Source organism: Roseomonas sp. SRI_022, from assembly GCF_057586215.1.
In genome coordinates, this window is sequence record NZ_JBYCZL010000005.1 from 142,158 (window position 1) to 154,735 (window position 12,578).

The 12,578-nt window shown below is 69.2% G+C and carries 15 protein-coding genes; 8 read left to right on the plus strand and 7 right to left on the minus strand.

Features of this window, described 5'->3' with window-relative positions; genetic code table 11:
* Positions 1 to 66 precede the first annotated feature (66 nt).
* The 6 genes from AC2YHJ_RS06795 (at position 67) to AC2YHJ_RS06820 (ending at position 5,327) form a co-directional block, all read left to right on the plus strand.
* Entirely contained in the window at positions 67 to 858 is a 792-nt protein-coding gene (locus tag AC2YHJ_RS06795) for an FAD binding domain-containing protein (protein ID WP_487394866.1), read from the plus strand.
* 106 nt (positions 859 to 964) lie between these two features.
* A complete protein-coding gene (locus AC2YHJ_RS06800; protein WP_487394868.1) occupies positions 965 to 1,369 on the plus strand; it encodes an AtzH-like domain-containing protein in 405 nt (134 codons plus the stop codon).
* A 5-nt stretch (positions 1,370 to 1,374) separates the two neighbouring features.
* The gene (locus tag AC2YHJ_RS06805) at positions 1,375 to 2,025 is read left to right on the plus strand and encodes a DsbA family protein (RefSeq protein WP_487394870.1); all 651 of its coding nucleotides are present in this window, start codon (positions 1,375 to 1,377) and stop codon (positions 2,023 to 2,025) included.
* Positions 2,022 to 3,284: an NAD(P)/FAD-dependent oxidoreductase gene (locus tag AC2YHJ_RS06810; RefSeq protein ID WP_487394872.1), complete on the plus strand. Its 1,263-nt coding sequence runs from the start codon at positions 2,022 to 2,024 to the stop codon at positions 3,282 to 3,284. Before AC2YHJ_RS06805 ends, AC2YHJ_RS06810 begins: the two co-directional genes overlap by 4 nt.
* A 107-nt stretch (positions 3,285 to 3,391) precedes the next feature.
* The gene (locus AC2YHJ_RS06815) at positions 3,392 to 4,177 is read left to right on the plus strand and encodes a cold-shock protein (protein WP_487394874.1); all 786 of its coding nucleotides are present in this window, start codon (positions 3,392 to 3,394) and stop codon (positions 4,175 to 4,177) included.
* Between the two features lie 313 nt (positions 4,178 to 4,490).
* Positions 4,491 to 5,327 carry a flagellin gene (locus AC2YHJ_RS06820; protein WP_487394875.1) on the plus strand — a complete coding sequence of 279 codons (837 nt, stop codon included), beginning with the start codon at positions 4,491 to 4,493 and terminating at the stop codon, positions 5,325 to 5,327.
* Here the strand turns inward: AC2YHJ_RS06820 and AC2YHJ_RS06825 are convergent, their stop codons facing one another.
* Entirely contained in the window at positions 5,328 to 6,077 is a 750-nt protein-coding gene (locus AC2YHJ_RS06825) for an aspartate/glutamate racemase family protein (RefSeq protein WP_487394877.1), read from the minus strand.
* Positions 6,078 to 6,143: 66 nt separating this feature from the next.
* Here AC2YHJ_RS06825 and AC2YHJ_RS06830 point away from each other — a divergent pair, with 66 nt between their 5' ends.
* Positions 6,144 to 7,133: a Bug family tripartite tricarboxylate transporter substrate binding protein gene (locus AC2YHJ_RS06830; RefSeq protein WP_487394878.1), complete on the plus strand. Its 990-nt coding sequence runs from the start codon at positions 6,144 to 6,146 to the stop codon at positions 7,131 to 7,133.
* Between the two features lie 81 nt (positions 7,134 to 7,214).
* Entirely contained in the window at positions 7,215 to 7,973 is a 759-nt protein-coding gene (locus AC2YHJ_RS06835) for a YoaK family protein (protein ID WP_487394879.1), read from the plus strand.
* A gap of 3 nt (positions 7,974 to 7,976) precedes the next feature.
* On the opposite strand, the gene AC2YHJ_RS06840 is transcribed toward AC2YHJ_RS06835, so the two are convergent.
* The 6 genes from AC2YHJ_RS06840 to AC2YHJ_RS06865 form a co-directional block, all read right to left on the minus strand.
* Positions 7,977 to 9,704 carry an ABC transporter ATP-binding protein/permease gene (locus AC2YHJ_RS06840; RefSeq protein WP_487394881.1) on the minus strand — a complete coding sequence of 576 codons (1,728 nt, stop codon included), beginning with the start codon at positions 9,702 to 9,704 and terminating at the stop codon, positions 7,977 to 7,979.
* A gap of 12 nt (positions 9,705 to 9,716) precedes the next feature.
* Entirely contained in the window at positions 9,717 to 10,157 is a 441-nt protein-coding gene (locus tag AC2YHJ_RS06845; RefSeq protein ID WP_487394883.1) for a DUF1499 domain-containing protein, read from the minus strand.
* Positions 10,154 to 10,402 (minus strand): DUF3253 domain-containing protein, encoded by a 249-nt coding sequence (locus tag AC2YHJ_RS06850; protein WP_487394884.1) that lies wholly within the window; start codon positions 10,400 to 10,402, stop codon positions 10,154 to 10,156. The genes AC2YHJ_RS06845 and AC2YHJ_RS06850 overlap by 4 nt, the downstream gene beginning before the upstream one ends.
* The gene (locus AC2YHJ_RS06855; protein WP_487394885.1) at positions 10,399 to 10,995 is read right to left on the minus strand and encodes a pyridoxamine 5'-phosphate oxidase family protein; all 597 of its coding nucleotides are present in this window, start codon (positions 10,993 to 10,995) and stop codon (positions 10,399 to 10,401) included. Before AC2YHJ_RS06855 ends, AC2YHJ_RS06850 begins: the two co-directional genes overlap by 4 nt.
* Before the next feature lie 77 nt (positions 10,996 to 11,072).
* Positions 11,073 to 11,687, minus strand: coding sequence for a hypothetical protein (locus AC2YHJ_RS06860; protein WP_487394886.1), 615 nt, complete (start codon positions 11,685 to 11,687; stop codon positions 11,073 to 11,075).
* 134 nt (positions 11,688 to 11,821) lie between these two features.
* Positions 11,822 to 12,577, minus strand: coding sequence for a DUF1194 domain-containing protein (locus tag AC2YHJ_RS06865; protein WP_487394888.1), 756 nt, complete (start codon positions 12,575 to 12,577; stop codon positions 11,822 to 11,824).
* Position 12,578: the final 1 nt, after the last annotated feature.

A 12,578-nucleotide genomic window follows, 5' to 3' on the forward strand; every position in this document is an offset into this window, starting at 1 on the left:
GATCGCTGCAGGGCCGCAGGCCCGGAGGCGTGAATCGGCCGGCTTGCGACGCAAGGAGCACACAGGATGTACGATTTCGCCTATCACAAGCCCTCCACGGTCGCCGACGCCGTCAAGCTGCTCGCCGATCCAGATGCGAAGGCGATCTCCGGCGGTCATACGCTGCTGCCGGCCCTGAAGCATCGCCTCAACAAGCCCTCCGCGCTGGTGGACCTGTCCGGCATCGCGGAGCTGAAGGGGATCAAGAAGGTCGGCAATGCCATCGTCATCGGCGCGCTGACCCGCCACGTCGAAGTGGCGAACAGCGCCGAGGTGAAGGCCGCGATCCCGGCACTCGCCTACATGGCCGCGCATATCGGCGACGTGCAGGTGCGCAACCGCGGCACCATCGGTGGATCGGTGTCCAACAACGACCCGGCGGCGGATTACCCGGCGGCGGTGCTCGGCCTCGGGGCGACGGTCCATACCTCCAAGCGCAAGATCGCCGCGGATGACTTCTTCCTCGGCATGTTCACCACGGCGCTGGAAGCGGACGAGATCCTGACCGCGATCGAGTTCCCGATCGTGGACAAGGCCGGCTATGCCAAGATGAAGAACCCGGCCAGCCGCTACGTCATGGCGGGCGTCTTCGTCGCGAAGTCCGGCGGGACGGTGCGCGTGGCCGTGAATGGCGCCGGCCCCTGCGTGTTCCGCCAGTCGGACATGGAAAAGGCCCTGGCAGCCAATTGGTCGGCCGATGCCGTGGCCGGCGTGAAGCAGTCGCCGGACGGCCTGAACGGGGACATCCACGGCAGCGCCGAATACCGCGCCCATCTGGTCGGTGTGATGGCGAAGCGGGCGGTCGCCGCCGCGGGCTGAACCGCCCCGGCAGCGCGAAAAAATGGGCCGGGCGGAAACGCTCGGCCCTTTTGCGTTCCACGGCGCCGCACGGCATGCTGGTCCCGCAACCGGGAGCCGTCCAGCCGTGGAGATCGACAACCCCGACGTGATCGCCGAGGCCCGTGCGGTCTTCGACCGCTATGAGGCCGCGATCGCGTCGAACGACACCGATGTCCTCGACGCCTCCTTCTGGCCCGATCCCCGGACCGTCCGCTTCGGCGTCACCGAGATCCTCTACGGCATCGACGCCATCCGCGCCTTCCGCGCCAAGGTGAAGACCTATGCCGCGCGCGTCACCCGCAAGGTGCACATCACCGCCTTCGGTCGCGACTTCGCCTGCACGCATCTGGAATATGAACGCGTGGGAACCGGGCTGATCGGCCGCGAGACCAAGATCATGGCGCGCCTGCCCGAGCACGGCTGGCGCGTGGTTTCCGCGCATGTCTCGCTGCTGGCGGGGCATGATCCCGGCCGCACGCAGAAGGGGTGACCGCCATGGGCCAGACCGTCGAGTGCTTCTACACCCTGTCCAGCCCTTGGATGTATCTGGGCGGGCCACAGCTGAGCGAGATCGTGAAGCGCCATGGCGCGACGCTGCTGCTCAAGCCCTATGATTTCCGCCTGGTGATCAAGCACACCGGCGGCATCCCGCTGCGCACGCGCCCGGAGCCGCGCCAGGACTACCACGCGCTCGAACTCGACCGCTGGTCGCGATACCTGAACATGCCGATCAAGCTGAAGCCGAAGCACTATCCACCAACCGACCAGATGAATGCCGGGCGGATGGTGATGGCCGCGCAGGCGCGAGGGCTCGATGCCTTCGGGCTGTCGCAGGCGATACTGCGCGCGCTGTGGGTCGAGGAGCGCGACATCGCCGACCCGCGCACCCGCATCGCCATCGCCGAGGAGGAGGGACTGCCCGGCGAGGCCCTGCACCGGGAGGAACAGAGCTCCTCGGTGGACGCCGAGTGGGACCGCAACAACCAGGAGGCCGTGCAGCGCGGCGTCTTCGGGGCGCCGACCTTCTTCTGCGGCGACCTCTGGCTGTGGGGGCAGGACCGGCTGTTCTTCCTCGACAAGCATCTGGCCGGGGAGCAGATCCAGTCCGGCCCCTCCGCGAAGATCGGGAAAATAAGGGCGGCATGACACGTCACGTTGCGATTATCGGCGCCGGCATCGTCGGCGCCTGTTCGGCGGTTGAAGCGCTCCGCCACGGTTTCCGCGTCACCATCATCGATCCCGCCGAGCCTGGCGGCGAGCAATCTGCCTCCTACGGCAATGGCTGCTGGCTGAGCCCGATGTCCGTGATCCCGCCGGCGGTGCCGGGGCTGTGGAAGAAGGTGCCGAAGTTCCTCACCGACCCGCTCGGGCCGCTCGCCATCCGCTGGTCCTACTTCCCGCGCGTCGCACCATGGCTGGTCCGCTACCTGCGCGCCGGCTGGACCTGGGACAAGGTGGAGGACGCCGCGCGTGCGCTTCGCCCGCTGGTGGTCGATGCCCCGGCGCTGCACCAGCGCCTGGCGGAGGAAGCCGGCGTCGGCCACCTGATCGAACGCCGCGGCCTGATCTACATCTACCCCTCCCGCGCGGATTTCGAGGCCGAGGCCATGGCCTGGGAGATCCGCCACCGGGTCGGCGTGCGCTGGCTGGAACTCGACGCCGATGAACTGCGCCAGCGTGAGCCGGAACTCGACCGCCGCTACACCTTCGGCGTGATGGTCGAGGAAGGCGGACATTGCATTGATCCTGGTGCTTATACCGCAGCACTTGTGGCCTATGCCGTGGCGCAGGGGGCAGAGCACCGCCGCGCCGCCGCGACCGGCTTCGCGATCGAGGCCGGCCGCCTGCGCGCCGTGCGCACCGACCAGGGCGATATTGCCGCCGACGCCGCCGTGCTCGCTGCCGGGGCCCACGCCAAGCCGCTCGCCGCCATCGCCGGCGACACTGTCCCGCTCGAGACCGAGCGCGGCTACCACGCCGAGCTCACCGACCCCGAGGTTTCGCCGCGCCACGGGCTGATGCCATCGGATGGCAAGATGTCGGTGATGCGGACCCGGAACGGCCTGCGCTGCGCCGGGCAGGTGGAGATCGCCGGGCTCGATGCTGAACCGAACTGGAAGCGGGCGGAAATCCTGCGCGACCACCTGCTGCGCTGTTTCCCCGGCCTGCCTCGGGATGTGCCCGCCGAACGGGTGAAGGTCTGGATGGGCCATCGGCCCTCCATGCCTGACGGCAAGCCCTGCCTGGGCTATTCCCGCGCCACCCCCGATATCGTGCACGCTTTCGGGCACGGCCATACCGGCCTGGTCGCGGGTGCCCGGACCGGACGGGTGGTGGCGGACCTGCTGGCCGGTCAGGAGCCCGAAATCCCCATCGCACCCTTCGACCCGCGGCGATTCGCCTGAGACTCGCTCCGCGAATTTTGCTCGCTTTCGCTTGGCCGGGGTGCCATCCTGACATGTAGCGCCCCTGCATCCCGCAGGGTCGCCTTCTATTGTGGACCTGCAGGAACGTGTCTGAATTCGACAACCAGGGTGGCACCGGCCCGATCGAGGCCGAGGTGAAATGGTACAACAGCCGCAAGGGGTTCGGCTTCGTGCTCGGACCCGATGGCAACGACGTCTTCTTCCACGCCTCGGCCCTGACCGAGGCTGGGATCGAGCCGCCGGACACCGGTGACAAGCTGGTCTGCGAGATTGGAACGGACCGCCAGGGCCGTCGTCTCGTCACCCGCATCGTGGAACTGAAGCGTGGCGAGGGCGGTGGCGCCGGCGCGCGCCCGCCACGCCGTGACTTCGGTGGCGGCGGTGGCTTCGGCGACCGTCCCCCGCGTCGTGACTTCGGTGGCGGCGGTGGCTTCGGCGACCGTCCCCCGCGTCGTGACTTCGGTGGCGGCGGTGGCTTCGGCGACCGTCCCCCGCGTCGCGACTTCGGTGGCGGCGGTGGCTTCGGTGGCGGTGGTGGCTTCGGCGACCGTCCCCCGCGTCGCGACTTCGGCGGCGGTGGTGGCGGCTTCGGCGATCGTCCGCCGCGGGCCTTCGGCGACCGTCCGCCCCGGCGTGATTTCGGTGGCCGCGACGAAGGCGGGCCGACCTACGACGTCAACGGCACGGTCAAGTGGTTCGACCAGGTGCGCGGCTTCGGCTTCGTGACGCCGGACGATGGCGGCCAGGACGTGTTCCTGCATTCCTCGGTCCTGCAGCGCGCGGGCAAGCAGGACGTGCAGCAGGGCGAGAAGGTCAATCTCGAGGTGCGTGACGGCCAGCGTGGCCGCCAGGCCGTGAACATGAAGGACTGACCTTCGCGGTCATCCTGGAGAGGCCCCGTCGCCGGAAGGCACGGGGCCTTTTCTTTGTCGGTCACACCGATTAGCGCACCCATCTGGTCCGATGCAACGCATCGGGCCGCGAGCGCACAGCGCGACTGCGCCCAGACTGATCTTCGCTGCCAGCGGAACAGCGCAGGGCGCGAAGGCAAGGCCGACGGATGCCGGCCACCCGCCGTTTGAGGGCGCAACAAGAGCCCGTCGCCGTTAGCACTCCCTTCACCCTTCAGCGTCACAGTGGCGCGGCGACGGGAATATCCCGTCACCGTGAAGGGAAGATCCCGCGATGAGCCTCAACTCGGTGAATACGAACGTCGGCGCCATGGTGGCGCTGCAATCGCTCAACCGCACGAATGAGGCGCTGAACACGACGCAGAAGCGCGTCTCGACCGGCTATCGCGTCTCCGATGCGAAGGATGACGGCGCAGCCTTCGCCGTCGCGCAGTCGGTGCGCGCCGATGTCGCCGGCCTGACGGCGGCGAATGAACAGCTCGGCGGCGTGAAGGGCGTGCTCGATACCGCCATCGCCGGCCTGACCAAGGTCTCCGACACCATGACGAAGATTCGGGAGACGCTGGTGCGCCTCGCCGATGACACGCTGAACACCAACCAGCGCGCGCAATACAACGCGCAGTATGAGGCGCTGCGCACGCAGGTTCAGAACTTCATCGCGGATGCGACCTACAACGGGCGCACGCTGCTCGACACCAATGCCGGCAATGGCGGCGGCGACATCACCACGACGCGCAATGAATCCGGCACCACCTACACCCTGACCGCGGCGGATGGCGCCGGCACCATGGTCGTCGCCGCCGCGCCCGCAGACGCCGCCACGGCGCAGGCCGCCATCGCCGCTGGTGGCGACTGGCAGACGGTGAACACGCTGATCGCCGATGCGCTCAACCGCTTCGGCTCCGACTCACGCTATGTCGATGCGCAGATCGCCTACAACCGCGACAAGCTCGATGCCCTCGATGGCGGCCTCGGCGCACTGATCGACGCGGATCTCGCGAAGGAATCGGCGCGGCTCCAGGCGCTGCAGATCCGCCAGCAGCTCGGCACCCAGTCGCTGTCGATCGCCAACCAGGCGCCGCAGTCGCTGCTCAGCCTGTTCCAGGGCTGATCAGCCGTAGCGGCGCGGCCGCAGGCCGGCGAACAGATAGGACGCCAGCGACACCACGTCATGCACCGGCAGGCCGAGCGCGGCCTGCAACGCCGCCGCATAGGGCGGCATGTTGGTGCATTCCAGCACGATGGCGCCGACCTCCGGATGCGCCGCGACCAGCGCACGACCGGCATCGAGGATGTCTTGCTCGGCCGCCAAGGGGTCGAGCTCCGCCTTGTCCTGGCGCACCAGCACCCGATACAGCTCCCGCCCGCCCTCGATGCCGATCACCGGCGTGTCGGGCGCCATGCAAGCGGCGGCGAAATGCGCCGGGGTCAACGACGGCCGGCTGGCGGTGATGACGCCCACGCGCTTGCCCGGCGGCAGCAGTGCCTCCACCCAGGGCACCTGCAACAGGGAGGATGTCGCGACGGGCACGCCGACCGCCGCCGCGATCTCCTTCTGGAAGATGCAGAGGAAGCCGCAGCTGGTGGTGATTGCCTCGGCACCCAGGGCAACCAGGTCCCGCGCGGCGGCGATGAAATCGGGCAGCAGCCCCTGCGCGCCTTGCAGCACCACGCGTTCCGGCGTCGCGCCGTCCACCACGCGGTACAGCACCGGGAAGGGCCAGGTCAGGCCATTGCCGATATCGCCGGGAATGCGCGGAAAGCGCGTCTCCAGCATGATGATGCCGAGCGGCGCGCCCTGCACGGGCTTCCCGCCGCGCGCGATCCGCGCGAGGCTCGGGGCAGGGGAGGAGACGTCCATGGCCGGGCAGGCTAGCCGCTTCGCGCGCACCGGCCCAGCGGCACGTCAACCAAGGAGACCGGGACCATGTTGCGTCGTACTCTGTTCGCTGCGGCCATTGCCGCCACCGCCGCCCTACCGGCCATCGCCCAGGACGCGCCCTGGCCGAGCCGCCCCATCACCATCATGGGCGGCTTCCCCAATGGCGCCGGCACCGACATTTATGCGCGCCGCCTGGCAGAGCCGCTGACGCGTGCGCTCGGCGTGCCGGTGGTGGTGGACAACCGCACCGGCGCGGGCGGCAACATCGGGTCGGAATACGTCGCGAAGCAGGCGGCCGATGGCTACATGTTCCTGATTGGCACGGCCGGGACGCATGCGATCAATGCCGCGCTGTATCGCCGGCTTCCCTTCGACGTCATCCGCGACTTCACGCCCGTCGCACTGCTCGGGGACGTGCCCAATGTGCTGATCGTCAGCCCGGAGAAGCGGCCCAACCTGCGGACCTGCCAGGACGTGCTGACGGCGGCGCGCGCGCGGCCGCAGGCGGTGTCCTACGGCTCGACCGGCAATGGCGCCTCGACTCATCTCGCCGGTGCGCAATTCGCGACCGCCGCGCGGCTCGACCTGCTGCATGTCCCCTATCGCGGCCAGCCCGGGGCGATGACCTCGCTGCTCGCGGGCGACACCGACCTGTTCTTTAACCAGACGGGTGCGGCGATGGGCCCGATCCGCCAGGGACAGGTGCGCCCCATCGTGGTGATGACGCGCGAACGCCTCGCCGCCCTGCCGGATGTGCCGACGGTCTCCGAAGCCTGTGGCCTGCCGCCGATGGACACCTCGACCTGGTATGGGCTGCTCGGCCCCGCCAACCTGCCAGCGCCGATCGTCACGCGCATGAATGCCGAGGTGAACCGCATCATCGCGACGCCCGAATTCCGCGAATGGCTGATCCAGAATCAGGCGATCACCCCGCCGGCGGCGCCGAACTCGCCTGAGCAGTTCCGCCAGACGCTGGCCGCCGATGTGGCGCGCTGGGCGGAGGTGGTGCGCACCTCCGGCGCGACGGTGGACTGATTGCGCATCCGGCCGCAGGGGATGGCGGCCATGCATCTGCCTCCCTCCGTGGCCGGGCCTGCGCCGCGCTAGACTTCGCCGATGGACGGCTCAGCAATCCAAGGCAGCGGCCGCTGGCGGGCGCTGCGCAGCACGGCGCGGCGATGGCTCACCGCCGAGGCCTCGGAGACTCAGCTCGGCCTTGCCCTGACCTTCGTCGCCGGGGCGATCAACGCCGGCGGTTTCATGGTGGTCGGGCACTATACCTCGCACATGTCGGGCATCGTCTCGGCGATGGCGGACCACGCCGCGCTCGGCCATGGCGGGCTGCTGCTGGCCGGGTTCGTCGCGCTGCTGTCCTTCATGGCCGGGGCGGCCCATTCCGCCTGGCTGATCAATTTCGGGCGGCGGCTCGGTTGGCGCGGGCGCTATGCCCTGCCGCTGCTGGTCGAGGCCGGGCTGCTGCTCGCCTTCGGCACGATGGGCGCGCTGCTGCCCACAGAACTGGTCGCCATCCCCGTGGTGCCGCTGCTCTGCTTCCTGATGGGCGTGCAGAATGCCTGCATCACCAAGATCTCAGGTGCGCGGATGCGCACCACCCATATCACCGGGATCGTCACCGACCTCGGCATCGAGATCGGCAAGCTGACCTACTGGAATGCCGACCCGCGCAGCGGGGAGGCGAGGGTGGTCGCTGACCGCGCCAAGATGCGGCTGCTGGCCGGGCTGCTGGCCGGTTTCGCCGTCGGCGGCCTCGCCGGCGCGCTGGCCTTCGCCCGGATCGGCCTTGCGGCCTGCCTGCCCTTGGCGATCGTGCTGCTGGTGCTGGCCAATGCGGTCATCCGGGCCGAGAGCGACTGAGGGTCACGCCTCGACCAGCCGCCCGCCTTCCATCCGCAGCCCGCGGTCATGGAACTTCGCGACCGCCGGGCGATGCGCGATGGAGATCAGCGCCGTGCCCGGCAGCCTTTCCTTCAGCCGGGCATAGAGCCGTTCCTCGGCCGCGGGATCGAGGCTCGCCGTGGCCTCGTCCAGGAACAGCCAATCCGGCTTCAGCAGCAACGCGCGTGCGAGCGCGAGGCGTTGCTGTTCGCCACCCGACAGCCGCTTGTCCCAGGATTCCGCCTCATGCAGGCGAGGCACGAGATGCCCGAGATCGGCCGCCTCCAGGGCCTCGGCTACCTGCGCATCGGTGAAGCCGGCCTCATCCTCCGGGTAGCACACGGCGCGCTTGAGGCTGCCGAGCGGGATATAGGGCCGCTGTGGCAGAAACAGTGCGCGTCCGCTTGCCGGCAGCGATACGTGTCCGCCGCCGAACGGCCAGATGCCGGCGATGGCGCGGAACAGCGTCGATTTGCCGGACCCTGAGGCGCCGGTGATCACGACCGCCTCGCCCGGCGCGACCCTGGCCGCGCCGTGTTCCAGCAGCTTGCGCCCGTCCGGCAGGGCGAGCGTCACGTCGTCGATCACCAGCCCCGCATCGCTGCCCTTGGCGGCGACGGGGCCGCTGCCGGCCGTCCGCGCGGTCGCGACGGCGCGGGTGAAGCCGGTCAGGCGTTCCACCGTCGCGCGCCATTCGGTCAGGTCGCGATAATTATCCACGAACCAGGACAGCGCGCCCTGCACCTGGCCGAAGGCGGACGACGTCTGGATCAGCCCGCCAAGCGGGATGCGCCCGGCGAAATAGGCCGGCGCGGCGACGACGATCGGGAAGATCGTCGCGACCTGGGTGTAGCCGGCGGTGAAGAAGGTCAGCCGCTTGGTGGCGGTCATGATCGACCACCAATTCTCCATCAGCGCGTGGAAGCGTTGGGTCAGGCCGCGCTTCTCGTCGGCCTCGCCGCCATGCAGCGCGATGCCCTCAACATTCTCGCGGAAACGCACCAGCGCGTAGCGGAAATCGGCCTCGACCTTCTGCTGCGTGAAGTTCAGCCGGATCAGCGGCCGCCCGATGAAATGGGCCAGCGTCGTGCCCGCCAGCGCATAGATCAGCGCCACCCAGACCATATAGCCCGGGATCTCGATGCCGAGCACCGTCAGGGGGCCTGACAGCGACCACAGCACCAGGACGAAGGAGCCGAGCGTCACGACCGAGTTCATCAGCCCAAGCCCGAGCACCAGCGTCGCATCAACAAACAGCCGCGCATCCTCGGCGATGCGCTGGTCGGGGTTGTCGGTCTCCGGGTCGGTCAGAGCCATGCGGTAGTAGGCGCGGCCCTCCAGCCACTGCGTGAGGTAGACGCCGGTCAGCCAGCGCCGCCAGCGGATCTGCAGCGCCTGGCGCAGATAGAGCTGATAGACCGCGATCAGGATGTAGAGCGCGGCGACGATCGTGAAGGAGGGCAGGAAGCCCTCGGCCTCGGTCGAGTGCCAGGTGAACAGCAGGGCGATGAAGGCATCCCAGTCCTTGGCCTCGAGCGCGTTGTAGAAGGCGCGCTGCCAGAAGGTCAGCAGCACCGTCATGCCGACCAGCGACAGGTTCAGCGCGATGACGACGGCGAGCAGGCCGCGCGCGCGCCAGCGATCCTCGCTGGACCAGTAGGGGCGCGCGAGCGCCCAGGCATCGCGCAGGAAGGGGCCGAGGCCTCGCATGCAATCTCTCCTTCAGCCGCGCCGCAGCCGGTCCTCGAAATCCCCGAGCCAGGCGAGCACGCGCGCCCGGTTCACCCCAAAATCCGACCGGCCGAGCAGGCTGCGCGAATACAGCCAGAGGCCGGTGCCGCCGCCGCTCGGGGCGCATTCGGCGATGATGATGTCGGGGTAGTTCATCAGCCGTGACCGCACCACCCATTGCGCCTGGAAGCGGTCGGGATACGCCGCGAGGGGGTAGGTGCGCGGCTGCGCCGCCGCCACGGCGCGGATCGCATCGAAGGCGGCCTGCGCCGCGACGGGGAAGGGGTCGCGATGCAGGTGGCCGCGGCCCGGCGCGCTGGCCGGCGTCAGCAGGCAGGTATTGGGCGTCGCCGGCAGCACCAGCGTCGCGAAGTCGAGCGGCTGCGGGGCCGGGACGCCGTTCGCCCCGCGGGAGAACAGCAATTCGATCACGGTCGCGCCCGCAGGCGGATGACGCCGCGGATCTCCGCCTCGGGATCGACCGGCTTGCCCTTGCGCAGGACGTCGATCTTGCCTTCCCGCGCCAGGAGGATCGCTTCCCGCCGGATGCGAGTCAGCAGCGACTGCCAGTTCTCGGTGGTGAGGGCGCGGGCGACGTCCTCGGGGGTGAAGCTCTTCTCGGGGCCGTGCGTGGCGGCCTGGGCGAGGATCGCCTCACGGATGGCAGGTTCGCTCATGGTGCGAGCCAGGTCGCGGCGAGCGTGCCATCAGGTCCCCAGGCGAAGCGCGCGCGGCGATGTCCGGCCGGGTCCAGCAGCAGCCAGTCGAGACTGTCGAAGCGCAGCACCACGGCCGCGAAATGGGCGCGGCCGCCAAAGGGATCGCCGGGTGCGGCGGGTGGCGCCGGCAGGGGTGTGCCAGGAGGGTGGGCGGTGGCGTAGGTCATGCGGCTGGTCTCCCGGCTGGCGGCCCATGCCGCATCGGCGACGGCATCGTCGAGGTGCAGCATCGCATGGCCGGCGAGGCGGAGCTGCATCCGTCCCAGCGGGTCATAAGCATGCAGCGCGACGCGCGGATCGGCGGCGATCTGCGCGGCCTTGGCGCTGCGGCGGTCGGTGTGGAATTGCAGGCTGCGCGCGGCGGGGTCGAAGGCGCGCAGTACGACGGTTCGCAACTCAGGCATTCCATCCGCGCCACGGGTCGCAAGCGTCGGGGTGTGGAACACGCTGCGGTGGTCGTCTACGCCACGGCGCAGTGCGGCAAATGCGCTGGCGCGCGCTGCATCGAGCGTTACGCCGCCGCCGCCAGGGATGGCGGAACCATGAGTCATCGGTGCGGGTATGGCCCGATCCTGGCGCCGCGCAAGCCGGTTTGGCTGCGCGCCTGATGAGCGTCTGCCGCCCGCGGTTAGACCCGGATCAACCGGACCACCCGATAGGCCGGATTCGCGGCTGCGACCGTGTCATAGGTGTTGCCCCAGCTGTAGATCTTGGTGTTGAGCCGGTACATGTAGTGGCAGAGCCCGTCATACTTGGGCAGCAGGCCTTTGCTCACGCCGATGATGCCGTTCGCCCCCGGGTCGGTCGCGTCGCTGATGACTTCGACCGCGGAGTTGTATCCCCACACCCGGGCCAGGTAGTCGACCACCACATGCGGTGGCATCCCGATCGAATAACCGGGGTCGCCGCGGATCGCGACGTCCGAGCGATCGACCGCCTCGTCGACGGATTCGATGTACTCGGCGACGTTCCAGTGACCGAAATCGTATCCGTTCACCTCGCCGAAGGATTGGGTGAACTCCCTGATCTCGTTGAGCAGCGCGATCTGCCCTGCTTCCTGAAGCAGCACCAGGTAGGTCTTGATCTCGGCCAGCACCTGGGTGGCGATACCGGCGCCGCCGAGCTGCGACCGCTTGCCGGGATGCATCTCGAACATGGCGTAGAAGGTGCTGGTGAAGCCGCAGACGCCCCAGTAGTTGTTCGTGATGCCCATCACGTTCAGTTCGGCTTCGGTATAGGACACGCGCCGCATCCTCGCCTGGGTTGTGCAGCGCAACCTAGGCGTGTGGGATTCAAGGCGCCAGTGGTTTTTATATCGAAACGCTCGGCTGGCGGCGCGTTGGCGCCGGTCCCCCGCCATCGTGCGGGCGCGGTGGTTCAGGCGTATGCGCGTTCCACCAGCGGGCCGGGGGCCGGGATCGCCGCGATCTCGCGGATGATCTTGCGGCGGACCGCCCCGGCGAAGGAATCGTAGCCCTCGGCGACCATCAGGAAGGCGCCGGGGCCGCCGATCACCTCGTCGCGGTAGTACTCGTCCACCGGCGGCAGGCCCGCGAGCAGCACCGCGGGCTGCGGGGACCGGTCGAGCACGGCAAGGCCGTTGAGCACGATGCCCTTCTCCAGCGCCTCGGCCCGCGCGGCGGCAAGCGGCCGGCCGGAATTGTTCACCCCGTCGCCGGAGATGTCGACGACGCGGCGCAGGCCTTCGTAGCGCTGGCCGAACTGTGCGGAGGCATAGTCGATGGCGCCCGAGATCGAGGTGTAGAGGTATGTTTCGCGCGACGCGCCGTCGATGGCGCGGGCGAAGCGTTCGGCGCTCGCATGGCCGTCGAGGCGCATCCAGGGCACCAGCGTGTGCTGGATGTTCCAATCCGACCAGACGAACAGGGTGACGGCGATGGCACCCATCGGCCCGCCGGCGATCCCCTCGGCCAGGCGCGGGTCGCGGAAGGCCTCGGCATAGCCGCGCATCTGCATCTCCATCTCCTCCGTATCGACGGAGCGGGAGACGTCCACTGCGAGCACCAGTTCGACATCGACCTCGGTCGAGGCGCGTGCATTGCGGGTCGTGATCAGGGCGGGGGCGGCGAGGCCGGCGGCAAGAAGCAGGCGGCGGGAAACGGGACGCGACATC

Bases quoted from the DNA above. Each gene is read 5' to 3' on its own strand.
- AC2YHJ_RS06795 (WP_487394866.1), top strand. From the start codon at position 67: ATGTACGATTTCGCCTATCACAAGCCCTCCACGGTCGCCGACGCCGTC.
- AC2YHJ_RS06805 (WP_487394870.1), top strand. From the start codon at position 1,375: ATGGGCCAGACCGTCGAGTGCTTCTACACCCTGTCCAGCCCTTGGATG.
- AC2YHJ_RS06810 (WP_487394872.1), top strand. From the start codon at position 2,022: ATGACACGTCACGTTGCGATTATCGGCGCCGGCATCGTCGGCGCCTGT.
- AC2YHJ_RS06820 (WP_487394875.1), top strand. From the start codon at position 4,491: ATGAGCCTCAACTCGGTGAATACGAACGTCGGCGCCATGGTGGCGCTG.
- AC2YHJ_RS06825 (WP_487394877.1), bottom strand. From the start codon at position 6,077: ATGGACGTCTCCTCCCCTGCCCCGAGCCTCGCGCGGATCGCGCGCGGC.
- AC2YHJ_RS06830 (WP_487394878.1), top strand. From the start codon at position 6,144: ATGTTGCGTCGTACTCTGTTCGCTGCGGCCATTGCCGCCACCGCCGCC.
- AC2YHJ_RS06835 (WP_487394879.1), top strand. From the start codon at position 7,215: ATGGACGGCTCAGCAATCCAAGGCAGCGGCCGCTGGCGGGCGCTGCGC.
- AC2YHJ_RS06840 (WP_487394881.1), bottom strand. From the start codon at position 9,704: ATGCGAGGCCTCGGCCCCTTCCTGCGCGATGCCTGGGCGCTCGCGCGC.
- AC2YHJ_RS06850 (WP_487394884.1), bottom strand. From the start codon at position 10,402: ATGAGCGAACCTGCCATCCGTGAGGCGATCCTCGCCCAGGCCGCCACG.
- AC2YHJ_RS06855 (WP_487394885.1), bottom strand. From the start codon at position 10,995: ATGACTCATGGTTCCGCCATCCCTGGCGGCGGCGGCGTAACGCTCGAT.
- AC2YHJ_RS06865 (WP_487394888.1), bottom strand. From the start codon at position 12,577: ATGTCGCGTCCCGTTTCCCGCCGCCTGCTTCTTGCCGCCGGCCTCGCC.